This window comes from Pseudomonas sp. Pseusp9, from assembly GCF_059491265.1.
In genome coordinates, this window is the sequence record NZ_CP168500.1 from 6473971 (window position 1) to 6497766 (window position 23796).

Below are 23796 nucleotides of genomic sequence, written 5' to 3' on the forward strand. Positions count from 1 at the left end.
TTTAACCGCGTGCAGCGGCGATCTTGATCAGCTTGGCGTAGTAGAAGCCGTCGTGGCCACCTTCCTGGGCCAGCAACTGGCGACCATGGGGCTGCTTGATGCCGGCCGCCGTGGCAAGGTCCAGTTCCCGGGCACCCGGTGTGCGGGCGAGGAAGGCTTCGATGACTTCGGTGTTCTCGGTCGGCAGCGTGGAACAGGTGGCGTACAACAGAATGCCGCCGACCTCCAGCGTGCTCCACATGGCGTCGAGCAGTTCGCCTTGCAGCAGCGCCAGTGCGGCGATGTCGTCGGGTTGGCGGGTCAGCTTGATGTCCGGGTGACGACGAATCACGCCGGTGGCCGAACAAGGTGCGTCGAGCAGGATGCGCTGGAACGGCTTGCCGTCCCACCACGCCTGAGTGTCGCGACCGTCGGCGGCAATCAGTTCGGCGCTCAGTTTCAGGCGTTCGAGGTTTTCCCGCACCCGCACCAGGCGCTTGGCTTCCAGGTCTACCGCCACGACGCCGGCCAGCTTTGGTTCGGCTTCGAGAATATGGCAGGTCTTGCCACCCGGTGCGCAGCAGGCGTCGAGCACCCGTTGGCCCGGTGCCAGATCCAGCAGATCAGCGGCCAGTTGTGCGGCTTCGTCCTGCACGCTGATCCAGCCTTCGGCGAAACCCGGCAGGCTGCGCACATCGGTGGCCGCTTCGAGCACAATGCCGTCGCGGCTGTAGGTGCATGGCGTGGCGGCGATACCGGCATCCGTCAGCAATCCGAGGTAGGCATCCCGGGTGTGATGGCGACGGTTGACCCGCAGGATCATCGGCGGATGCGCGTTGTTGGCGGCGCAGATGGCTTCCCACTGCTCTGGCCAGAACGCCTTCAGGGATTTTTGCAGCCAGCGCGGGTGGGCGGTGCGCACCACCGGATCACGTTCCAGCTCGGCGAAAATCGTTTCGCTTTCGCGCTGGGCATTGCGCAGCACAGCGTTGAGCAGCGCCTTGGCCCAAGGCTTTTTCAGCTTGTCGGCGCAACCGACGGTTTCACCGATGGCGGCGTGGGCCGGGACGCGGGTGTAGAGCAACTGATAGAGCCCCACTAGTAACAGCGCCTCGACATCGGCGTCGGCGGCCTTGAACGGCTTCTGCAACAGTTTGGCCGCCAGCGCCGACAAGCGTGGTTGCCAGCGAGCGGTGCCAAACGCCAGGTCCTGGGTGAAGCCGCGATCACGGTCCTCGACCTTGTCCATCTGCGTCGGCAGCGAACTGTTGAGCGATGCTTTTCCGTTCAGGACGGCGGCGAGTGCCTTGGCGGCGGCCAGACGCGGATTCATTGAGCGTCCGCCGCTTGACCGAGGGCAGTACCGATGGCGAATTTCTCACGACGGCTGTTGAACAGGTCGCTGAAGTTCAGCGCCTTGCCGCCAGGCAATTGCAGGCGGGTCAGGCACAAGGCCTGTTCGCCGCACGCGACGATCAGACCGTCCTTGCTGGCGCCGAGGATTTCACCCGGGGCGCCTTTGCCTTCGGCGAGGTTCGCAGCCAGCACTTTCAGGGCTTCGCCATTCAAGGTGCTGTGGGTGATCGGCCACGGGTTGAAGGCACGGACCAGGCGCTCCAGCTCAACTGCCGGGCGAGCCCAGTCGATGCGTGCTTCGTCCTTGTTCAATTTGTGCGCGTAGGTGGCCAGGCTGTCGTCCTGGACTTCGCCCTCCAGGGTTCCGGCGGCGAGGCCGGCAATGGCCTGGACCACGGCCGGCGGGCCCATTTCGGCGAGCCGATCGTGCAGGCTGCCGCCTGTATCTTCGGCGCTGATCGGGGTGGTGACCTTGAGCAGCATCGGCCCGGTGTCGAGGCCGGCTTCCATGCGCATCACGGTCACGCCGCTTTCGGCATCGCCCGCTTCCACGGCGCGCTGGATCGGCGCCGCACCACGCCAGCGTGGCAGCAGCGAGGCGTGGCTGTTGATGCAACCCAGGCGCGGAATATCCAGCACCACTTGCGGCAGGATCAGGCCGTAGGCAACCACCACCATCAAGTCCGGTTTCAGCGCAGCCAGTTCCGCTTGTGCGTCTTCGTTGCGCAGGGTCGGCGGTTGCAACACCGGGATATTGTTTTCCAGCGCCAGCTGCTTGACCGGGCTCGGCATCAGTTTTTGCCCGCGACCGGCCGGACGATCCGGTTGGGTGTAGACCGCGACGATCTCGTAAGGGCTGCTCAACAGGGCCTTGAGGTGTTCGGCGGCGAATTCCGGGGTGCCGGCAAAGACAATGCGCAGTGGCTCAGTCATGGGTGACGTCTCTTGAAAAGAAAAAGGCTTGCCGCAGCAAGCCTTTGAAGATGGGCATCAGGCGTTCTGGCGATGAAGCTTTTCCAGTTTCTTCTTGATGCGGTCGCGTTTGAGCGTGGACAGGTAATCGACGAACAATTTGCCGTTGAGGTGGTCGCATTCGTGCTGGATGCACACGGCGAGCAAATCTTCGGCGATCAGTTCGTAAGGCTGGCCGTCGCGATCCAGTGCCTTGACCTTGACCCGCTGCGGGCGATCGACGTTTTCGTAGAAGCCCGGCACCGACAGGCAGCCTTCCTGATACTGGCCCATCTCGTCGGTCAGCGGTTCGAGCTCGGGGTTGATGAACACTCGAGGCTCGGTGCGGTCTTCGGAGAGGTCCATCACGACGATACGTTTGTGCACGTTGACCTGGGTCGCGGCGAGGCCGATGCCAGGCGCTTCATACATTGTTTCAAACATGTCGTCGACCAACTGACGCACTTCGTCGTCCACTACGGCCACTGGCTTGGCGATAGTGCGCAGACGCGGATCAGGGAATTCGAGGATGTTTAAAATGGCCATAAGCTTGATTAGCGCACGTGTGAAGTAAGGTCGGGTCGATGGCCTGGCGGGTCCGAAGACATGCAGGCTACCGTTGTAAAACGTAGCTCCGTTCTTTTGACAAGCAAGTTTTGACAAGCTAGCCGGGAGCGAGCCACCGAGGGCTCTGGCGTTTCACGCGAACGCACATAATAAAGGGATTCACCGCATGAGGAAATCACTACTCGCCCTGCTGCTCCTGGCTTCGGCAGGTTGGGCACATGGGCAAGTGCAACTCAGGGATGATAATCCCACCATAAAGCTGTCGCCTCAGGTGCGCAGCAGCCCGGTGACCGAGGCTATCCCCGGCATTGCGCTGAAATCGATCAACAGTTTTCTGCTGAGCAACCGCATTGTCGACAAGGCCGAGGATTTCGAAACGGCGCCCTACATTGTCGCCGGCGATGCCGAGCGCGTGCTCAGCGGCGCCGGTGACCGGATCTTTGCCCGCGGCCATTTCGACCCGGCGCAACCGGTGTACGGCATCTTCCGCCAGGGCAAGGTCTACACCGATCCGCAGAGCAAGGAGGTCCTGGGGATCAACGCCGACGGCATCGGCGGCGGTGAGGTCGTGGCTACCGAAGGCGACGTCGCCACCCTGATGTTGCAACGCACGACCCAGGAAGTCCGTGTCGGCGACCGTCTCTTCAGTGGTGAAGAGCGCTCGATCAATTCGACGTTCATACCCAGCGCGCCGGGTGCCGAGATCAACGGCTTGATCATCGATGTGCCGCGTGGGGTGACGCAGATCGGTGCAATGGACGTGGTCACGCTGAACAAGGGGCAGCGCGATGGACTGGCCGAAGGCAATGTCCTGGCGGTGATGAAAACCGGCGAAACCGTGCGGGACCGGATCACCGGCCAGCCGTTGAAGATTCCCGATGAGCGCGCGGGCCTGCTGATGGTTTTCCGAACCTACGACAAACTCAGTTATGGGCTGGTGCTCAGCGCTTCGCGCTCGCTGTCGGTGATGGACAAGGTGCGAAATCCGTAAGTTTGCCTCACAAGTTACCAACAGAGTTATCCACAGCTTATTCCCGTTTGTACGGGTGCTCATAACGATCAAGGATGATCCATGTCGATGCCTACTGTTACACCGGTTTCCCCTGCGGAACTGGAAGCTCGATTACGTCTGCACCGTTTGCCGGAGCTCGGGGCTGCGCGATTCAAGAAATTGCTCGAAGCCTTCGGCTCGGCATCCAAAGCCATCAGCGCGCCCGCCAGTGCCTGGCGCGCGCTGGGTTTGCCACTGGCCTGTTCCGAGGCCAGGCGAAGCACCGAGATTCGTGACGGCGCCAGCCATGCATTGGCCTGGTTAGAGCGTCCGGCCCAGCATTTACTGATGTGGGACCAACCGGACTACCCGGCACTGCTGGCACAAATCTGCGATGCTCCACCGCTGTTATTTGTCGCGGGCAATCCGGGCATTCTGGAAAAACCACAACTGGCGATGGTCGGCAGCCGTCGCGCGTCCAGGCCCGGGATGGACACCGCTGCCGCGTTTTCCCGCAGCCTGGCCGGTGCCGGTTTTGTCATCACCAGCGGCCTGGCCCTGGGCATTGACGCCGCCGCGCACCAGGCCGCGCTGGATGTTGGAGGGCAAACGGTCGGTGTGCTCGGTACGGGGCTCGAGAAGTTTTATCCACAGCGAAATCGACGCCTGGCGGACGCCATGATCGCTTCGGGCAGCGCCGTGCTTTCGGAGTTTCCGCTGGATGCAGGCCCCAGTGCCGGCAACTTCCCTCGGCGCAACCGGATCATCAGTGGTTTGTCACTTGGGGTGCTGGTGGTCGAAGCCAGTGTTGCCAGTGGATCGCTGATCACCGCGAGGCTGGCGGCGGAACAGGGGCGCGAGGTGTTTGCGATGCCGGGGTCGATCCATCATCCCGGCGCACGGGGCTGCCATCAGTTGATCCGTGACGGTGCGGTGCTGGTGGAAACCATCGAACATATCCTCGAAGCCTTGCGCGGGTGGCAACGACTTTCGATACCCACAGAAACCTGCACCACAGTATCTACTCACCCATTGCTGAAGCTGCTGCATGCCGCGCCTCACACCAGTGAAGCGCTGGCCGACGCAAGCGGCTGGGCCTTGCCGAAAGTGCTGGCGGCATTAACGGAACTGGAAATGGACGGTCGCGCCGTTTGCGAAAGCGGGCGCTGGTTTGCACGGGTGAGCTAGGTTTTATAAACAAGATCGGTAAACTGCGCAGAGCCTTATTCTGGAGTGTTTTTCATGGTCAACAGTTGGCGTGTGCAACAAGCCGCGCAAGCAATTCGCGCAGGGGCGGTGATTGCCTACCCAACCGAAGCAGTCTGGGGTCTGGGTTGCGACCCGTGGGACGAGGAAGCGGTGGAACGTCTGCTAATGATCAAGGGCCGGTCTGTGGATAAGGGGCTGATTCTGGTCGCCGACAATATCCGTCAGTTCGACTTCCTCTTCGAAGACTTCCCCGAATTGTGGATGGACCGCATGGCCAGCACCTGGCCGGGGCCGAACACCTGGCTGGTGCCGCACCAGAACCTGCTGCCGGAGTGGATTACCGGCGTGCATGAAACCGTGGCGCTGCGGGTCAGCGATCACCCGCTGGTGCGGGATTTGTGCGCGCTGGTCGGGCCGCTGGTGTCGACGTCGGCCAACCCGCAGGGGCGTCCGGCGGCACGTACGCGGATTCGCGTCGAGCAGTATTTCCGTGGCCAGGTGGATCTGGTGCTGGGCGGAAACCTTGGCGGGCGCAAGAACCCGAGCGTGATTCGCGATCTGGCGACTGGCAGGGTTGTGCGCCCGGACTGATACCGAGGCGACCCCAATCGCGGGCTTGCTCGCGAAGGGGCCTGATCATTCACCTAATCATTCAGGGCAACAGGACAACCGAGCCCGTCGTGCGTCGCGCCGACAACTCGGTCTGCGCCTTCGCCGCGTCGGCCAGTGGATAACGCTGGCTGATGTCCACGGTCAACTTGCCGCTGATGATCATCTCGAACAACTCGTCGGCCATGCGTTGCAGGTTCTCGGCGTTGTTCGCATAAGTGCCGAGGGTTGGCCGGGTCACGTACAGCGAGCCTTTCCCCGCCAGGATCCCCAGATTCACGCCGTCGACCGCGCCGGACGCATTGCCGAAACTTACTACCAGCCCACGCGGTGCGACGCTGTCGAGTGAAGTCAGCCAGGTGTCCTTGCCGACGCCGTCGTACACCACCGGGACTTTTTTGCCATCGGTCAATTCCAGCACGCGCTGGGCGACGTTTTCGTGGCTGTAGTCGATGGTCGCCCAGGCACCATTGGCTTTGGCCAGTGCGGCTTTCTCCGCCGAGCTGACCGTACCGATCAGCTTCACGCCCAAGGCCCTGGCCCATTGGCAGGCCAGAGAGCCGACACCACCCGCCGCGGCGTGGAACAGAATGGTTTCGCCACCCTTGAGTTCATAGGTCTGACGCAGCAGGTACTGCACGGTCAGGCCCTTGAGCATCACCCCGGCTGCCTGTTCGAAGCTGATGGCGTCCGGCAGTTTCACCAGATTGGCCTCAGGCAAGACGTGAACCTCGCTGTAGGCGCCCAGAGGGCCGCTGCCATAGGCAACGCGATCGCCGATCTTGAAGCGGGTTACATCGCTGCCCACTGCCTCGACCACGCCCGCCCCTTCTGAACCGACACCCGACGGCAGGGAGGGTGGCGGGTACAGACCGCTGCGGTAATAGGTGTCGATGAAGTTCAGGCCGATGGCCTTGTTGGTCACGCGCACTTCCTTCGGACCTGGCTCGGCGGGTTGGTAATCCACATACTCGAGCACTTCGGGGCCGCCATGGGCGCGGAACTGGATACGCTTTGCCATCAGATCTCTCCATAGGTCGTTTTACCAAGCTCCCTATCGGACTCCTAAGCTTGATCTTCGTCAACTGCGGCGGGTCGACTTGCGATGGTATGCTACGGGCCCATTTGCGCAGGCTGAGCTCCCATGGAGCGCCGCGTAGTATTGCCCGATTCAAGGTGATGACATGACGACCCGCACCGAGGCCGTAAAAGCCTACCTGCTCGACCTGCAAGACCGTATTTGCGCCGCCCTGGAAGCCGAAGACGGTGGCACGCAATTCGTCGAAGACGCCTGGACCCGGCCGGCCGGCGGTGGCGGTCGTACCCGCGTGATCGAAAACGGCACGGTGATTGAAAAGGGTGGCGTCAACTTTTCCCACGTCTTCGGCAGTGGTCTGCCTCCTTCCGCCAGCGCTCATCGTCCGGAGCTGGCCGGCCGTGGTTTCGAAGCACTCGGCGTGTCGCTGGTGATTCACCCGCACAATCCGCATGTGCCGACTTCCCACGCCAACGTGCGCTTTTTCATCGCTGAAAAAGAAGGTGAAGAAGCGGTATGGTGGTTTGGCGGCGGCTTTGACCTGACCCCGTATTACGGCAACGAAGAAGACTGCATCCACTGGCACCGCGTCGCCGAGCAAGCCTGCGCGCCGTTCGGCCCGGATGTTTACCCGCGTTACAAGGCCTGGTGCGACAGCTACTTCCACATCAAGCATCGTCACGAGCCACGAGGCATCGGCGGGTTGTTTTTCGACGACCTGAACGAATGGGACTTCGACACCAGCTTCGCCTTCATGCGCGCTATCGGTGACGCGTACATCGACGCCTACCTGCCGATCGTGCAGCGCCGCAAGAACGATGCGTTCACCGCCAAACAGCGTGAGTTCCAGGAATTCCGCCGTGGTCGCTACGTTGAATTCAACCTGGTCTATGACCGTGGCACGTTGTTCGGCCTGCAGTCGGGTGGTCGCACCGAGTCGATTTTGATGTCCCTGCCGCCGCAAGTGCGCTGGGGCTACGACTGGAAGGCCGAGCCAGGCAGCGAAGAAGCGCGCCTGACCGAATATTTCCTGCAAGACCGCGATTGGTTGGCCGAAGCCTGAACGAGGAAACCTGATGGACCGTTATGTCGTATTCGGTAACCCGATTGGCCACAGCAAATCTCCGCTGATCCATCGCCTGTTCGCCGAGCAGACCGCGCAGAAGCTGGACTACAGCACGATGCTGGCGCCACTCGACGATTTTTCCACTTGTGCCCGGAAGTTCTTCCTCGAAGGGCGCGGTGCCAATGTGACGGTGCCGTTCAAGGAAGAGGCCTTTCGTTTGGCGAACAGCCTGACGGCGCGGGCGCAGCGCGCCGGTGCGGTCAATACCTTGAGCAAACTGGCCGATGGCAGCCTGCTGGGCGACAACACCGACGGTGCCGGGCTGGTGCGGGACCTGACAGTCAACGCCGGGTTCGGCCTCAAGGGCAAACGCATCCTGTTGCTCGGCGCTGGCGGCGCGGTGCGTGGTGCGCTGGAGCCGCTACTGGCCGAGCAACCGGCATCGGTGATCATCGCCAACCGCACGCTGGACAAGGCCGAACTGCTGGCGGAGCTGTTCGGCGATCTGGGGCCGGTCTCGGCCAGCGGCTACGACTGGTTGCGGGAGTCGGTGGACCTGATCATCAATGCGACCTCCGCGAGCCTGACGGGCGATGTGCCGCCGATTGCACCCAGCCTGATCGAACCCGGCAAAACGGTGTGCTACGACATGATGTACGGCAAGGAACCGACCTCGTTCTGCCGCTGGGCCAGCGAACACGGGGCTGCGGTGGTGATGGATGGCCTGGGGATGCTGGCCGAGCAGGCGGCGGAAGCGTTCTTCTTGTGGCGCGGAGTGCGCCCGGATACGGCGCCGGTGTTGGCTGAACTTCGCCGGCAGTTGGCCTTGTAACCTACTGTAGGAGCGAGCTCGCGAAGGTCGTGAACGATAACGCGCAAAACCAGGTGCCCGGCAGCGCCCTCAGGTTTTTCGCGAGCAAGCTCGCTCCTACAGAGAGCGGTGTTTCAGTCTTCAAACCGGATCGGGCACTTCTGTGCCCCTTCCAGCTTCCTCAGCTCTTCCACCACCTGTGGCCGGGCCCGGCGCAAGGTCAGGCTGCGGTCCTGGCGAAGCAGGCGCCGCGCTTCCTGATGCAGCATTTCCACCCCTGAATAGTCGATGAAGTTGATCTGCTGCGCCTCGATCACCACGCGCGTGCCGTGCATGCGTTGCAGGCGTACTTGCAGGTAATGGCTGGCACCGAAAAAGATCGAGCCCCCTACCCGCAGAATGTCTTCCTCGCCATCTCGCACGTGCTGCACTCGTGGTTGCGATGTGCGTTTGAGGTAGAAAAAAAGCGAGGCCAACACGCCGGCGTAAATCGCTGTCTGCAACTCCAGCAGCAGTGTGGCGACGCAGGTCAGTGCCATGACCACGAATTCGGCGCGGCTGACCCGCAGCAACGCACGAATGCCGCGATGGTCCACCAGGCCCCAGGCGATCAACAGAATACTGCCTGCCATGGCCGGAATCGGTATGTGTTCGATCAGTCGCGCGCCAAAAATGGCGAACAGCGCCACCCACAGTGCGGAAAAAATTCCCGCCAGCGGCGAACAGGCACCGGCCTCATAGCTCAGTCCGGAGCGGGTAAAAGAACCGGCAGACAAGGAACCGGAAAAAAACGCACCGACGATGTTCGACAAGCCCTGGGCGCGAACTTCCTGGTTGGCATCAAGCAATTGCTGCGAGCGTGCGGAAATCGAGCGGGCAATCGACAGGCTGGTCACCAGCCCGAGCATGCCCACGGCCACGGCGCTGGGGAGCAAGCGCAGGATCAAGTCAAGGTCCAGCGGCAACGGACTGAATGGCGGCAGCTTGCCGGTGAAGGCGCTGACCAGTTGCACATGGCCGAACATCGATGGCCAGAGCCAGACGAGCAACCCGCCAAGGATCAGGGTGATCAGCAGTGTCGGCCAGCGTGGCAGCAGCAGTTTGAGGATCACGCCCACCACGACCGTCGCCAGCCCCAGCGCCAGCGAAGGTTTGTCCATTTCGCCGAGATGGCGCAACAACGTGATGAAACTGTCCAGCGCGGTGGCCTGGCTGGGCAAGTCCAGCCCCAGCAGGTTAGGTAGTTGACCAATGGCAATCACCACGGCAGCGCCAAGGGTGAAGCCGAGTACCACCGAGTGAGAGACGAAATTCACCAGCGCGCCAAACCGCAGCAAACCCAGCAGCCACTGAAAGATGCCGGCAAGCAGCGTCAGTAACAGGATCAACATGACGTAGTCCTGCGACGCCGGAACGGCCAGGGGACTGACGCTGGCGTACAGGACAATGGAGATGGCCGCCGTAGGACCGCAGATCAAATGCCACGACGAACCCCACAGGCAAGCGATCAACACCGGGATGATCGCCGCGTACAAGCCGTACTCTGGCGGGAGGCCGGCGATCAGGGCGTAGGCGATGGATTGCGGCAACGCGAGAATCGCACCGCTGAGGCCGACAATCAGGTCTCGGCCGACACTGGCGCGGGTTTGCCGGGGTAGCCAGGTGAGGAAGGGGAAGAGTGAATGGCGGCTTGGCAGGGCCATGGGGCCTCTCGGTGAACGAATTTAATTGCGTCAGGGTGGTATTTCAGAGGCAGCAGCGCAAGGGCAAACATCCATTCGCGAGCAGGCTCGCTCCCACAGGGAGTGCGCGGACCTGTGGGAGCGAGCCTGCTCGCGAAGGCGTCTTTGAACCTTAAAGCCTGGCTTTGACTGCCGGCAATGCATCCTTGCCATCCACGGTCTTCACGCCATCGAGCCACTTGTCCAGCACCGCCGGGTTGGCCTTGATCCACGCTTTCGCCGCGTCGGCATTGCTGACTTTCTTGTTCACCACCTCGGCCATGATGCTGTTCTCCATGTCCTGGGTGAAGCTCAGGTTGGTCAGTAGCTTGCCTACGTTCGGGCAGGCCTGTGCATAACCTTTGCGGGTCAGGGTGTGGACGCTGCCGGTGTCGCCGAAGTATTTCTCGCCGCCCTTGAGGTAGTGCATTTTCAGTTGCACGTTCATCGGGTGCGGGGTCCAGCCGAGGAAGGTCACGAATTTCTGTTTTTTCACCGCGCGGGACACTTCCGCCAGCATTGCCTGCTCGCTCGACTCGATAAGTTTCCACTGACCCATGTCGAAATCATTTTTCTTGATGATTTCTTGCAGCGAGATGTTCGCCGGTGCGCCAGAGCCGATGCCGTAGATCTTGTGGTCGAACTTGTCGGCGTATTTGTTCAGGTCGGCAAAGTCATGCACACCCGCGTCCCATACGTAGTCCGGAACGGCGAGGGTGAACTCGGTGCCGTCGAGGTTCTTCGCCAATTGCGTGACATCGCCGCTGGCGACGAATTTGTCATAGAAGCCCTGCTGCGCCGGCATCCAGTTACCCAGGAATACATCGACCTGGCCATCCTTGAGCCCGCCAAAGGTGATCGGCACCGCGAGGGTGTCGACCTTGGCCTTGTAGCCCAAGCTGTCCAGCAGAAACCCGGTGATGGCATTGGTTGCGGCGATGTCGCTCCAGCCCGGATCGGCCATCTTCACCGTTTCGCAACTCTGATCGGCAAACGCCGATGCACTGCCCAGCGCCAGGAGCCCGATCGTCAGTACTGTGGATAACTTTTGCATGGACTTCCCCTTAACATTATTGGTTTTGGCAGGGTTGTGGATAACGTGCTTTACGCTCCAGATCGTCGAGGTCGATGTGGTTGCGCATGTATTGCTGGCTGGCGTCCACCAGCGGCTGGTGATCCCAGCTCTTCAGCTTGCCGAGGGTCAGCGCCTGGGCCACGAAACGTCGGCGCCGCTGGCTGGCGAGCACCTGCTGGTGTATCGCCGGAATATTCCACTTGGCTCGCGCTTCGACAAGAAAGTCGTCGAACAGCTGGCGATATTGCGGCGAATGGCTGAGTTCTTCCTGTTCGTGAGGGTCATTGTGTACGTCGAAGAGCAGGCAAGGGTCGTCTTCGCTGTAGATGAATTTGTAGGCACCTCGGCGGATCATCATCAGCGGGCTGATGGTGCCTTCGGCCATGTATTCGCCGAACACCTCGTCATGACCGCCCTGCCCTTGCAGATGCGGAACCAGCGAACGGCCATCCAGCGGCAATCCAGGTTCCAGCGAGCCGCCGGCCAGTTCGACGAAGGTCGGTAACAGGTCCGCCGTGGAAACACTGGCGCTGACCCGGCCGGTGCCGAACTGCCCCGGTGCGCTGATCAGCAGCGGCACCCGTGCGGCCATTTCATACCAGTGCATTTTGTACCAGAGCCCGCGCTCGCCGAGCATGTCGCCGTGGTCACCGGAAAACACGATGATGGTGTCATCGATCAGCCCGGTATCTTCGAGGGTTTGCAGGAGTTTGCCGACGTTGCTGTCGATGTAGCTGCACGCGCCGAAATAGGCACGTCGCGCGTCACGTATCTTGTCCACGGGCAGAGGTTTGTCCCACAAGTCATAGACCTTGAGCAGTCGTTGCGAGTGCGGATCAAGATCGTGCTGCTCCGGCGTCGCAGGCAACGGGATGTCAGCGTCGTCGTACAGATCCCAGAAAGCTTTGGGAATCGTGTACGGATCGTGTGGGTGAGTCATCGAAACGGTCAGGCAGAACGGCTGGTCGCCATCTTCGCGGATATGGTCGAACAGGTACTGCTGGGCCTTGAACACCACCTCCTCGTCGAAATCCAGCTGATTGGTACGCACGCACGGGCCGGCTTGCAGCACCGACGACATGTTGTGATACCAGGTCGGGCGCACGTCCGGCTCATCCCAGTTCACCGCCCAGCCGTAGTCGGCGGGGTAGATATCACTGGTCAGGCGTTGTTCGTAGCCATGCAACTGGTCCGGCCCACAGAAATGCATCTTGCCCGACAGGGCGGTGCGGTAGCCCAGGCGGCGCAGGTAGTGGGCGTATGTGGGTACGTCGGCGGGGAAATCGGCGGCGTTGTCGTAGGCGCCGATCTTGCTCGGCAACTGGCCGCTGACCAGGGTGAAGCGCGACGGCGCGCACAGCGGGCTGTTGCAATAGGCGGAGTCGAACACCACGCCCTGTTTGGCAAGGCGGCTGAGATGGGGGAGTTTGATGGGCGACTGGCCGTAGAACGGCAACATTGGCGCGGCCATTTGATCGGCCATGATGAAAAGAATGTTCTTGCGCTTCATGTGATCGCGGCATTCCATAGTGGATGTTTATGCGAGAGTGCTGGCTTCGAGAATGAAACCCTCGCACGTTGCGGTAAAGCCCATGCGCGGCAATGACTAGGATAAGCACAGCTTATGTATGACGCTCTTGGTGACCTGTCACTGGACCTGCTGCGTGCCTTCGAAGCGGCGGCCCGACAGCACAGTTTCACGGCTGCGGCGGTTGAACTGGGCACCACGCAACCGGCCATCAGCCAGCAGATCAAGCGCCTGGAGGAACAGCTGGCGACGCGCCTGTTCGACCGCATTTATCGCGGCATCGAACTGACCGAGGCCGGGCAGATACTTTTCGAGCAGGTTCAGCTCGGTTTGCAGAATATCGACGCAGGTTTGAGTGCAATCAACGCGCAGCAACAGCATGAAGTGCTGCAGGTTGCCACCGATTTTGCCTTCGCCGCCTATTGGTTGATGCCGCGATTGCACCGCTTTCACGCGGCCAATCCGCAGGTGGATGTCAGCCTGGTCACCAGTGAACGCAGCCATAACATGCTACGTACCGATATCGATGTGGCGGTGCTGTTCGGTGATGGCCGCTTCAAGCAGGGTGAAAGCCATTGGCTGTTCAGTGAGGAAGTGTTTCCGGTGTGCAGCCCGCAGCTGTTGAGCGAACGTTCCCTGCCCTTGCCGGCCCAGGCATTGCTGGAGTTTCCGTTGCTGCACCTGCGTGGGGAACACAGCAGTAACTGGTTTGACTGGAGCGGTGTGTTCCGCGAGTTGGGCATCACCTCGGCCCCGGCGCCCGGGCAGTTGCGCTTCGACAATTACACCTTGTTGATTCAGGCGGCGATTGGCGGGCAGGGCGTGGCCATCGGCTGGCGCCACCTTGTGGATAATTTGCTGGCACAGGGCTTGTTGTGTCGACCGATTGCCGAAACCGCGATGTCCAGGCTGGGTTATTACGTGGTCCTGCCCCAGCGCAAGCGGCGCGGAGCGTTGATCCAGCAGTTCGTGGACTGGTTGATGGCCGAGCAGGCCAGCAGTGCGGAGTCGTTGTCGGGGCTGTCATTGCCTTCGATTGCGGTATGAATCATGAAAAGATCGCAGTCTGTGCCGTGTGATCTGCCCGACCGGATTTAGAGGATTTCCAATGCAACGCATAACGGGCTACCACGCCCATGTCTATTTCGACGCCAGCACCCTTGATCAGGCGCGGACCTTGTGTGAGCAGGCGGCGCAATTGTTCCCGCTGAAAATGGGTCGCGTGCACGAGCGCCCGGTCGGTCCGCACCCGGACTGGAGCTGCCAGTTGGCGTTCGAGCCGCAGGTGCTGGGCGACGTGCTGCCGTGGCTGGCGCTCAACCGCAAAGGGCTGGTGGTGTTCCTGCACCCGGACACCGGCGACGATTTGCTTGACCACACCGAGCACGCGATCTGGATGGGCGCGATCCGGCCACTGGACCTGTCTATTTTTTGATCAGAGCGTTTCTTCAGCCTCACCGGGCAAGTGTTCGTCCAGATGCAGCCACGGCAGGCGGCTGTCGGTCCAGATGTGCCGCTCGGCCGGTGCCTGCTCTGGATGGTCGAGGGTCGCGATGGTCAGGTCGATGCTGTCCGGGCTCAGGTGCGTCACCACTGCCAGTTGTGCCCCACAGTGGCTGCAGAAATATCGTGCACAGGTGGATGAAGAGTCGTACCGCGACGGCGTCCCGGCCAGCCATTGAAAGGCGGATACCGGCACGGTGATCCAGGTGGTCACGATGCCGCCGCTGACCCGTCGGCAAATCGAGCAATGGCAGTGGACGATATCCTGCAGTGGCCCGCTGAATTGATAGCGCAGTTGCCCGCAGTGGCAGCCGCCGGTGTGAAGTTCGCCCATGTCACGACCTCCCGCCCTGTGCTCAGGGACTTGAAAACCTATCCGACGATCGGTTGCACATCCGGTCCTTGCTTTCATTGGCGAAAGCTGGCTGAAAGCTTCCCCGATTAGGATCGCCGCCACTACCGGCAAAAGACCGGTGGCCAATGCAAGCGTTCGATGGCTTGCCAGGCCCATTTAACAACAACAATGGTGATTCTGATGTCCTCTTCTACCCGCCGCTTCGCTGTAACTCCGTTCGTACGTCTCGTGCTTCCCGTACTGCGCTGATCCCGCCCGATCCGCCCATTCCCTAGTCGCGCTACGCCTGGAGTATTCCCATGCTGACTTTCCTTGGCTTCGCCATGGTCATCACGTTCATGTTCCTGATCATGACCAAGCGCCTTTCCGCGCTGATCGCCCTGATCATCATTCCGATCATTTTCGCCCTGTTCGGCGGTTTTTCGCCGAAAATTGGCCCGATGATGCTCGAAGGCATCACCAAGCTTGCGCCGACCGGCGTGATGCTGATGTTCGCAATCCTGTACTTCGCCCTGATGATCGACTCCGGCCTGTTCGACCCGGCCGTGCGCAAGATCCTCAAACTGGTCAAGGGCGACCCGCTGAAAGTTTCGGTCGGCACCGCCGTTCTGGCGCTCGTCGTTTCCCTCGATGGTGACGGCGCGACCACTTATATGATCTGCGTGGCCGCGATGCTGCCGCTTTACAGCCGTATCGGCATGAGCCCGCGGATCATGGCCGGCCTGATCATCCTCGCCGGTGGCGTGATGAACATGACCCCGTGGGGCGGCCCGACCGCTCGTGCCGCCAGTGCGTTGCATGTGGACCCGTCCGACATCTTCGTACCGATGATTCCTGCGATGCTGGCCGGTGTGGTGGCGATCCTGGTCATTGCCTACTTCTACGGCAAACGTGAGCGTGCACGCCTGGGTGAACTGCACCTGGTGGGCGATGAAATCGACCACAGTGAGATCACCGTTTCGCAGTTCCCGGATGCCCGTCGTCCGAATCTGATCTGGTTCAACGGCGCCCTGACCCTGGCCCTGATGTGCACCCTGATTGCCGGCCTGTTGCCGTTGCCAGTGCTGTTCATGGTGGCGTTCAGTATCGCCATGATCGTCAACTATCCTTGCCTGCAACAGCAGAAGGATCGCATCGCGGCTCACGCCGGTAGCGTGCTGGCTGTGGTCGGGCTGATCTTTGCGGCCGGTATCTTCACCGGTATCCTGACCGGCACCGGCATGGTCGACGCGATGTCGAAAAGCCTGCTGGCGGTGATTCCGGATTTCCTCGGCCCGTACCTGGCCGTGATCACGGCGCTGGTGAGCATGCCGTTCACCTTTTTCATGTCGAACGATGCATTTTATTACGGCGTGTTACCGGTACTTGCCGAAGCCGCCAGCCATTACGGTATAACCGCGGTGGAAATGGCACGTGCCTCGATCGTCGGTCAGCCCGTCCACCTGTTGAGCCCGCTGGTACCATCGACTTATCTGTTGGTGGCCCTGGCCGGCATCGATTTCGGTGACCACCAGCGCTTCACGCTCAAATGGGCCGTGCTGGTTTGTATCTGCATACTGATTGCTGCATTGCTATTGGGGACTTTCCCGGTGTTCAGCACTCTATAAGTCCAAGACTCACCACTTCGGGTCCAGGCTTCGTTGCATGAAGCCCGGGCCCTTTGTGGTTTAACACTCGCTCAAAGGAATACACATGGATTGGCTGACCAACCCTGAAATCTGGGTTGCCTTCTTTACCCTGACCGCTCTGGAAATTGTTCTGGGCATCGATAACATCATCATGATTTCGATCCTGGTCAGCCGCATGCCCAAACACATGCAGGCGCGCACCCGGATTTTCGGGCTGGCGCTGGCCATGGTCACGCGAATCCTGTTGCTGCTGTCGATCACCTGGGTCATGCGCCTGACGGCGGACCTGTTCGAACTGTTCGGCCAGGGCATTTCCGGGCGCGACCTGATCCTGTTCTTCGGTGGTCTGTTCCTGCTGTGGAAAAGCTCCCAGGAGATGTACCACGCGCTGGAGGGTGAAGATGAAAGCAACGACGAACCTTCGGGCAAGGGCGGCAACTTCCTCTACACCATCATCCAGATCGCGATCATCGACATCGTGTTCTCCCTGGACTCGGTGATCACCGCGGTCGGCATGGTTTCCCACGTGCCGGTCATGGTCGCGGCAATCATCGTGGCCGTGCTGGTGATGATGTGGGCATCCGGCACCATCAGTGAGTTCATCGACAAGCACCCGTCGCTGAAGATGCTGGCCCTGTCGTTCCTGTTGATCGTCGGTACGGTGCTGATTGCCGAGGCCTTCGACGTGCACGTGCCAAAAGGCTACGTCTACTTCGCCATGGCGTTCTCGCTGGCAGTGGAAGCGATCAACATCAGGATGCGCACAGCCATTGCGAAAAAGAAGGCACAGCAGGATCCGGTAAAGCTGCGCAAGGACATTCCAGGCCAGTAACCCGAAAACGCTAAACCTGTGGGAGCGAGCCTGCTCGCGATGGCGGCCTGTCAGTCAACATCGATGTTGAAGCTGATGGCCTCATCGCGAGCAGGCTCGCTCCCACTTTGTTTTTGGCGGGTTGCATGAACCGGATTTCATGACAGTTTTGTTTCATTCCCTTCTTTGGCTATGCGATGCTGGCGCGCAGGCCGTTAGCCAACTACAGCTTATGTACAGAACGTAGAACGACGCGGCACCGTCAACTTGCTCCTTTGGGGCGCTACACCACAGGGGGCCGGTATGCTCACCCTGCTCAATCTGCTTTCCGCCGTGGCCCTGCTGATCTGGGGCACGCACATCGTCCGAACCGGCATCCTGCGGGTCTACGGCACCAATCTGCGCCATGTCATCGGCCATAACATGTCCAACCGCTGGCTGGCTTTCGTCTCCGGGATCGCCGTGACGGCGATGGTCCAGAGCAGCAACGCCACCGCCATGCTTGTCACTTCCTTTGTTGGCCAGGGCCTGATGGCGCTGACGCCAGCGCTGGTCACCATGCTCGGTGCCGATGTCGGTACGGCGCTGATGGCGCGGGTGCTGACGTTCGACCTGTCGTGGCTGTCGCCGCTGTTGATCTTTGTCGGGGTGATTTTCTTCCTGTCACGCAAGCAGACCCGGCTCGGGCAGATGGGCCGTGTCGCCATTGGCCTGGGCTTGATCATTCTGGCGCTGCAACTGATTGTCGAAGCGGCGCACCCGATTACCCATGCCAAAGGGGTGAAGGTGATTTTCGCCTCGCTCACCGGTGACATCCTGCTCGACGCCCTGGTTGGTGCGCTGTTCGCGATGATGTCCTATTCCAGCCTGGCCGCTGTTCTGCTGACCGCGACCCTGGCAGGTGCCAAAGTGATCAGCCTGCCGGTGGCCATCGGGCTGGTGATCGGCGCCAATATCGGCAGCGGCATACTCGCTTTCCTCAGCACCAGCATGCAGAACGCCGCCGGGCGCCAAGTGGCGTTGGGCAGCCTGCTGTACAAACTGATTGGTCTTTTATTGATCATTCCGGTGCTCGATCCGCTGGTGCACTGGCTCGATAGCCTCGATTTCAGCCCTCAGGAAATGGTCATTGGCTTTCACTTGCTCTACAACACGGTGCGTTGCCTGATCCTGTTGCCCAGCGTCGGGCCGATGGCCAGGTTTTGTGCCTGGGTGCTGCCAGAGCGCCCGCAGGCCAACGGCATGGCCAAACCCCGGCACCTTGACCCCACGGCATTGGACACCCCCGGTTTGGCGCTGGCCAACGCGGCCCGGGAAACCCTGCGCATGGGCGACCTGATCGACAGCATGCTCGAAGCCATGCTCGACGTTCTGCGTGGCAAGCAAACCGCCGTCACCCAGGAAATGCGGCGCCTGACCGATGATGTCGAAGCGCTGTACAGCGCGATAAAACTGTATCTGGCGCAAATGCCCCGGGAAGACCTCAGTGATCAGGACAGCCGACGTTGGGCGGAAATCATCGAACTGGCGATCAACCTCAAACTCGCCAGCGACTTGATCGAACGCATGCTGCGCAAGGTCCAGCAGCAGAAAACCTCGCAGCGCCGGTCGTTTTCCGAAGTCGGGCTGGACGAATTGACCGGGCTGCATACTCAGTTGATTTCCAACCTGCGGCTCGGGATGTCAGTGTTTCTCAGCGCCGACCCGGAAAGCGCCCGGCAGCTGGTACGTGAGAAACGTCGATTCCGTGCACAGGAACGGCGTATGGCCCATGCTCATGTCAGCCGCTTGCAACGTAAAATCGTGCAAAGTATCGAAACCAGTTCGTTGCACCTGGAGCTGATCGCCGACATGAAACGTCTGAATTCGCTGTTTTGCAGCAGTGCCTACGTGGTGCTGGAAACATCCGACACTGGCGCACTGGTGGTCGACGATTTGACTGACATTACGCATTCACCCTGAACGTCCACAGTTGCCTGAAGTCTGTTGAACTTGCGCTAGCCGTACGGAAGCCCGTTATGCGTTGTCTGTTGTTCGCCTGCCTGTTGCTGGGTTCATTCCCGTCATTCGCCCTGGATCGCTTCCAGGTCGAGGGCTACACCCTGCGCAACGGTTTGCAGTTGCTGCTCAAACCCGGTACCGACCGTGGGCATGTGGCGATCCGGCTGGTGGTCGGCGTTGGCCTGGACGATTTCAAGTGCGAAGAAAAGGAATTGCCGCATCTGCTGGAACACCTGCTGTTCAGTGGCATCGACGCCAGCGGCGAAGGCGGCCTGGAAGAACGCATGCAGGCCCTGGGCGGTGATTGGAACGCGTTCACCAGCAATGCCGATACGACCTTCGTCATTGAAGCCCCGGCGAAGAACCAGCGCAAAGTGCTCGATCTGTTGCTGGCATTGCTGACCCAGACCCACTTCGACGACAACGCCATCAACGCGGCCAAGCAAGTGGTCGAACGCGAAGACGGTGGTCACTACTCGCACCTGCAACGCTGGCTCGATCGTCAGGACCTGGGCCACACGGCCAGCAACCAGCTGGCCGTGGAACTGGGCCTCAAATGCCCGGAACGGGCGCAAGTCGATGACCTGACCCGTGAGCAGCTGGAGCGGGTGCGCAAGGACTGGTATGCGCCGAACAACATGACCCTGATCGTAGTCGGTGACCTCGACAAGTTGCTGCCGGCCTATCTGGAGCGGGCGTATGGCGCGCTGGAGGCCATTACTCCCGGCGAGCATCCGCCACTGCCGCAAATCCAGGCCAGCGCCGCCCATGAGCGCACCCTGACCCACGGCCTGGTCGGCAACGGCGCCAAGTTGCACTGGCTGGTGCCGGAACCGGTGCTGGAAGACGGGCACGACCAAACCTTCGATTTGCTCAAGGATTATCTGGATTGGGCGCTTTATCGCCAGCTGCGCCTGGCTCACGGCTTGTCCTACGGCCCGTGGGCGGAACGCGAGGTGTTCGGCGGCGTGGGTTTCATGAGCCTCAATGCCGACCTTGAGCGCGACGATGTACCAGAGGCCGAACAAGTGCTCAATGACTTGAAGGCCGGATTGCTCAAGGACGGCCTTAATGTCGACACCTTCAATCGCCTGAAGCAGGCCGCGATTTCCCGCCAGGCCTGGGCCGTGCAAGGCAACAGTGCGTTGGCCGATTACTACTGGAGCGCCATCGGTGATTACGAGGACGGCCGCTTCGCCGACCCGGCCCGGGAGCTGCAAGGGGTGACGCTGGAGGAGGCGAACAAGGCCGTGCGTGAACTGCTGTTGCAACCGGGGTATTTGCGGATCGAGAAACCGTTGTTCAGTTATGACCAAGTGATGTGGTTGGTGGTCGCAGTGGCGGGTTTGCTGCTCTTGAGTCTTGTGGCGTGGCGTTTTCATCGCGAAAAGTAAACATTCCCTGTAGGAGCGAGCCTGCTCGCGAAGAGGTTGGCCCATCCAGCAGTGATGTCGACGGCTACACCGCTTCGCGAACAGGCTTGCTCCTACAGGTTACCCTCGCCACGCGGCGCCCCCACGGGTACCCTGTCGAGGTTTTTTCCTACGACGACTGTGAACCCGCCGAATGCAAAACCTGCCCCTTTTCGTACAGCGCATCCTCGAGTTGATGAAGCGCTACCCTGGGGTCATTGCGCTCGGTGGTTTCATCTCCGGGGTGTGCAGTTTCATTCTGGTCGACCGCCAGCAAGGCCTGGCGAGTTGGATCACCACCATCATGCTGATCAGCTGGATCTGGCTGATGCTGGAAAACAGCCTGACCAAGCTGTTCACGCGCATTTTCAAGCGCGAAATCCCGGAACCGTTGCTGCGCTACGCGACGCAGATGATCCACCAGGAAAGCCTGTTTTTCGTCCTGCCGTTTTTCTTCATCACCACGACGTGGAACAGCGGCCAGCTGGTTTTTACCGGACTGCTGGGCGTTGCGGCGCTGATTTCGATTGTCGACCCGCTCTACTACAAGTGGCTGGCGCCACGGCGCTGGGCGTTTCTGGCCCTGCACACCCTGACCCTGTTCGCCGCGCTACTCACTGCATTGCCGGTGATCATGCACCTGACCACCGCGCAAAGTTTCAAATGGGCACTGGGTATTTCGGTGCTGCTGTCGTTCCCGAGCCTGGCATCGATCTTCCCGATTCGTACCCTGCGCAGTGCGCTGGCGATTTTGAGTATCACCCTGGGCATTGGCTTCGTCGGTTGGGAACTGCGCTCGTGGGTGCCGCCGGCGACGCTGTGGATGACCGACGTGGCCATCAGCACGCAAATGCAAGACCGCACACCTGGCGCCAGCCTCGACGAAGTCAGCGCCGAGCAGATCCGCAATGGCGGGCTCTACGCATACACCGCGATCAACGCCCCGCGTGGCCTGGACGAGCGGATTTATCACGTCTGGCAGTTCAACGGTAAAGAGGTCGACCGCATCCCACTGGATATCCACGGCGGGCGCAAGGAAGGTTACCGGGCCTGGACCCACAAGCAGAACTTCCCGGGCAATGCGGCCGGCAAATGGCAGGTTCGGGTACTGACCGAAGATGGCCAGGTCATCGGCGTGCTGCGTTTCGTGGTCACGGACAGCACAGCGATCAAAGAAAAGTAGCGCGGTTCGTGCTATTACGTAGAGCTGCGAAATCACTGAACAAGCACGGAGCTTATGATCAGCAGCACGATGGCCGGCAATGCCCGATTGGACACGTCGCTCACACCTGCGCGGTTGCGGGTGACGGGCGACTGGACGCTTGCCCATTACGCTGAACTGAAGCTGTTGTGCGAAAAGCTCCACGGCCAGTACGACGCCAACACCCCCATCGACCTCAATGGTCTCGGCGCCCTCGACACCGCTGGCGCCTCGCTGCTGGTAGAAATGCTCGGCTCCGAACGCCTCGGCCGTTCCGCTGAACATCCTGATTGCACGCTCTCCTCCGCCGATCGCGCGTTGCTGCAAACGGTCTACTGCTCGCTGACCGATTTCTGCGTTCCGCTCAAGGAGCCGGAAGTCAGCGTTAGCGTTCAGTTACTGACCCGCATCGGCCGCGCGGTGGACACCGTCTGGCAGGACACCCTGCAACTGCTGGGTTTCGTTGGCCTGATCATCGAAACCATTGCCCGAGGCCTGTTCCGTCCCAAGCGCTGGCGTGTCACGCCGATGATCGCCCATATCGAGCAGACTGGTCTCGACGCCGCCCCCATCGTTGCGTTGCTGACTTTCCTGGTGGGCGCCGTGGTGGCGTTTCTCGGGTCGACGGTGCTGGCCACTTTCGGCGCCACTGTCTTCACCGTGGACCTGGTGGGATTTGCCTTCCTGCGCGAATTCGGTGTGCTGCTGACCGCGATTCTGATGGCCGGGCGCACCGCCAGTGCGTTCACGGCACAAATCGGTTCGATGAAGGCCAATGAAGAAATCGACGCCATCCGCACGCTGGGCCTCGATCCCGTGGAGTTGCTGGTGGTGCCGCGGGTCCTGGCGCTGCTGATCGCCCTGCCGATGCTGACCTTTCTGGCGATGCTGTCGGGGATTATCGGCGGTGGCGTGGTCTGCGCGGTGGCGCTGGATATCTCGCCAGCGATGTTCATCTCGCTACTGCAAACGGACATCGGTGTTCAGCACTTTCTGGTGGGGATCGTCAAAGCACCGGTGTTCGCTTTCCTGATTGCTGCCATTGGCTGCCTCGAAGGTTTCAAGGTCAGTGGCAGCGCCGAATCCGTCGGCGCTCACACCACGTCGAGTGTGGTGCAGTCGATTTTCGTGGTGATCGTGTTCGATGCGATAGCCGCGATGTTTTTCATGGAGATGGGCTGGTGAGTCGTATCCCCCGAGCGCCCTCCGAGGCGGTGATAGAAGTGCGTGGGTTGTGCAACCGCTTTGGCCGCCAGAGCGTGCACGAGAACCTCGACCTGGATTTGTACAAGGGCGAGATCCTCGCCGTGGTCGGTGGCTCCGGCAGCGGCAAATCGGTGCTGCTGCGCAGCATTGTCGGTTTGCGCCAGCCCAGCGAAGGCGTGGTGAAAGTCTTCGGGAAAAACCTGCCAACCTTGTCCGAGGACGAGCGCTCGCGGGTGGAACGGCGATTTGGCGTGCTGTTCCAGAAAGGTGCGCTGTTCTCTTCGCTGACGGTAACCGAGAACGTCGCGCTGCCGCTGATCGAACACGCCGGCTTGAGCCGCAACGACGCCGAGCATCTGGCGGCGGTGAAAATGGCCTTGGCCGGGTTGCCGCTGTCGGCGGCCGAGAAGTACCCCTCGTCGCTGTCCGGCGGCATGATCAAGCGTGCCGCGCTGGCCCGCGCATTGGCACTGGACCCGGACATCCTGTTTCTCGACGAGCCCACCGCCGGTCTCGACCCGATTGGCGCCGCCGCGTTCGACCAATTGATCCTGACCCTGCGCGATGCCCTGGGCCTGAGTGTCTTTCTGGTGACCCACGACCTCGACACGCTCTACACCATCACCGACCGGGTGGCGGTGCTGGCGCAGAAAAAGGTGCTGGTGGCGGACGCCATCGACAAGGTGTCGGAAACCAACGATGCGTGGATTCACGAATACTTCCATGGCCCTCGCGGCCGCGCGGCATTGACAGCCGCCCAACAGCTCAACGAGGTCTGAC

Annotated in this window: 21 protein-coding genes and 1 pseudogene; 14 read left to right on the plus strand and 8 right to left on the minus strand. The window is 61.0% G+C overall.

The features are described from left to right. Position 1 precedes the first annotated feature (1 nt). From rsmB to def, 3 genes are read right to left on the minus strand one after another with little or no spacing between them, the layout of a single operon-like run. Entirely contained in the window at positions 2 to 1312 is a 1311-nt protein-coding gene (gene rsmB / locus ACEN8E_RS29615; RefSeq protein ID WP_495590859.1) for a 16S rRNA (cytosine(967)-C(5))-methyltransferase RsmB, read from the minus strand. Beyond that, the gene (fmt, locus tag ACEN8E_RS29620; protein WP_495590860.1) at positions 1309 to 2268 is read right to left on the minus strand and encodes a methionyl-tRNA formyltransferase; all 960 of its coding nucleotides are present in this window, start codon (positions 2266 to 2268) and stop codon (positions 1309 to 1311) included. The genes rsmB and fmt overlap by 4 nt, the downstream gene beginning before the upstream one ends. 57 nt (positions 2269 to 2325) lie before the next feature. Continuing rightward, positions 2326 to 2832 carry a peptide deformylase gene (def, locus tag ACEN8E_RS29625; RefSeq protein WP_007985097.1) on the minus strand — a complete coding sequence of 169 codons (507 nt, stop codon included), beginning with the start codon at positions 2830 to 2832 and terminating at the stop codon, positions 2326 to 2328. Between the two features lie 232 nt (positions 2833 to 3064). On the opposite strand from def, the pseudogene ACEN8E_RS29630 reads away from it, so the two are divergent. The 3 genes and pseudogenes from ACEN8E_RS29630 to tsaC form a co-directional block, all read left to right on the plus strand. After that, positions 3065 to 3844, plus strand: a pseudogene (locus ACEN8E_RS29630) (peptidoglycan-binding protein); the annotation flags it as partial. A gap of 81 nt (positions 3845 to 3925) precedes the next feature. After that, entirely contained in the window at positions 3926 to 5032 is a 1107-nt protein-coding gene (gene dprA / locus ACEN8E_RS29635) for a DNA-processing protein DprA (protein ID WP_495590861.1), read from the plus strand. 54 nt (positions 5033 to 5086) lie between these two features. Next, positions 5087 to 5644 (plus strand): L-threonylcarbamoyladenylate synthase type 1 TsaC, encoded by a 558-nt coding sequence (gene tsaC / locus ACEN8E_RS29640; protein ID WP_495590862.1) that lies wholly within the window; start codon positions 5087 to 5089, stop codon positions 5642 to 5644. A gap of 61 nt (positions 5645 to 5705) precedes the next feature. Here tsaC and ACEN8E_RS29645 read toward each other — a convergent pair whose 3' ends face one another. Continuing rightward, entirely contained in the window at positions 5706 to 6683 is a 978-nt protein-coding gene (locus ACEN8E_RS29645) for an NADPH:quinone reductase (RefSeq protein ID WP_223465162.1), read from the minus strand. Positions 6684 to 6846: 163 nt separating this feature from the next. On the opposite strand from ACEN8E_RS29645, the gene hemF reads away from it, so the two are divergent. Together hemF and aroE are read left to right on the plus strand one after the other, a co-directional pair. Continuing rightward, a complete protein-coding gene (gene hemF / locus ACEN8E_RS29650) occupies positions 6847 to 7761 on the plus strand; it encodes an oxygen-dependent coproporphyrinogen oxidase (protein ID WP_495590863.1) in 915 nt (304 codons plus the stop codon). A 13-nt stretch (positions 7762 to 7774) separates the two neighbouring features. Beyond that, positions 7775 to 8596, plus strand: coding sequence for a shikimate dehydrogenase (gene aroE / locus ACEN8E_RS29655; RefSeq protein ID WP_495590864.1), 822 nt, complete (start codon positions 7775 to 7777; stop codon positions 8594 to 8596). Between the two features lie 113 nt (positions 8597 to 8709). On the opposite strand, the gene ACEN8E_RS29660 is transcribed toward aroE, so the two are convergent. The 3 genes from ACEN8E_RS29660 to betC all read right to left on the minus strand — a co-directional run bounded on the left by ACEN8E_RS29660 (position 8710) and on the right by betC (position 12881). After that, the gene (locus tag ACEN8E_RS29660; protein WP_495590865.1) at positions 8710 to 10278 is read right to left on the minus strand and encodes a SulP family inorganic anion transporter; all 1569 of its coding nucleotides are present in this window, start codon (positions 10276 to 10278) and stop codon (positions 8710 to 8712) included. Positions 10279 to 10429: 151 nt separating this feature from the next. Continuing rightward, the gene (gene choX, locus ACEN8E_RS29665) at positions 10430 to 11350 is read right to left on the minus strand and encodes a choline ABC transporter substrate-binding protein (protein WP_495590866.1); all 921 of its coding nucleotides are present in this window, start codon (positions 11348 to 11350) and stop codon (positions 10430 to 10432) included. 16 nt (positions 11351 to 11366) lie between these two features. Then, positions 11367 to 12881, minus strand: a complete 1515-nt coding sequence (gene betC / locus ACEN8E_RS29670; protein ID WP_495590867.1) for a choline-sulfatase — start codon at positions 12879 to 12881, stop codon at positions 11367 to 11369. Between the two features lie 114 nt (positions 12882 to 12995). Between betC and ACEN8E_RS29675 the strand changes: the two genes are divergently transcribed. After that, on the plus strand, positions 12996 to 13946 hold the full coding sequence (locus ACEN8E_RS29675) for a choline sulfate utilization transcriptional regulator (RefSeq protein WP_495590868.1): 951 nt from the start codon (positions 12996 to 12998) through the stop codon (positions 13944 to 13946). 61 nt (positions 13947 to 14007) lie between these two features. Then, the gene (locus ACEN8E_RS29680) at positions 14008 to 14334 is read left to right on the plus strand and encodes a DOPA 4,5-dioxygenase family protein (RefSeq protein WP_495590869.1); all 327 of its coding nucleotides are present in this window, start codon (positions 14008 to 14010) and stop codon (positions 14332 to 14334) included. Here ACEN8E_RS29680 and ACEN8E_RS29685 read toward each other — a convergent pair whose 3' ends face one another. After that, positions 14335 to 14736 (minus strand): GFA family protein, encoded by a 402-nt coding sequence (locus ACEN8E_RS29685; RefSeq protein WP_495590870.1) that lies wholly within the window; start codon positions 14734 to 14736, stop codon positions 14335 to 14337. A gap of 320 nt (positions 14737 to 15056) precedes the next feature. On the opposite strand from ACEN8E_RS29685, the gene ACEN8E_RS29690 reads away from it, so the two are divergent. The 7 genes from ACEN8E_RS29690 (at position 15057) to ACEN8E_RS29720 (ending at position 23795) form a co-directional block, all read left to right on the plus strand. Next, positions 15057 to 16364, plus strand: coding sequence for a CitMHS family transporter (locus ACEN8E_RS29690; RefSeq protein ID WP_495590871.1), 1308 nt, complete (start codon positions 15057 to 15059; stop codon positions 16362 to 16364). 85 nt (positions 16365 to 16449) lie between these two features. Beyond that, entirely contained in the window at positions 16450 to 17217 is a 768-nt protein-coding gene (locus ACEN8E_RS29695) for a TerC family protein (protein WP_495590872.1), read from the plus strand. Positions 17218 to 17499: 282 nt separating this feature from the next. Continuing rightward, positions 17500 to 19158, plus strand: a complete 1659-nt coding sequence (locus ACEN8E_RS29700; protein ID WP_495590873.1) for a Na/Pi cotransporter family protein — start codon at positions 17500 to 17502, stop codon at positions 19156 to 19158. Between the two features lie 56 nt (positions 19159 to 19214). Next, positions 19215 to 20591, plus strand: coding sequence for a M16 family metallopeptidase (locus ACEN8E_RS29705; RefSeq protein WP_495590874.1), 1377 nt, complete (start codon positions 19215 to 19217; stop codon positions 20589 to 20591). Between the two features lie 172 nt (positions 20592 to 20763). Then, positions 20764 to 21792, plus strand: coding sequence for a DUF5924 family protein (locus ACEN8E_RS29710; protein ID WP_495590875.1), 1029 nt, complete (start codon positions 20764 to 20766; stop codon positions 21790 to 21792). Positions 21793 to 21846: 54 nt separating this feature from the next. Then, positions 21847 to 22995 carry an ABC transporter permease gene (locus ACEN8E_RS29715; protein WP_495590876.1) on the plus strand — a complete coding sequence of 383 codons (1149 nt, stop codon included), beginning with the start codon at positions 21847 to 21849 and terminating at the stop codon, positions 22993 to 22995. After that, complete coding sequence (locus ACEN8E_RS29720) at positions 22992 to 23795, plus strand: ABC transporter ATP-binding protein (RefSeq protein ID WP_057397358.1); 804 nt, start codon at positions 22992 to 22994, stop codon at positions 23793 to 23795. The genes ACEN8E_RS29715 and ACEN8E_RS29720 overlap by 4 nt, the downstream gene beginning before the upstream one ends. The last annotated feature ends 1 nt before the right edge of the window (position 23796 follow it).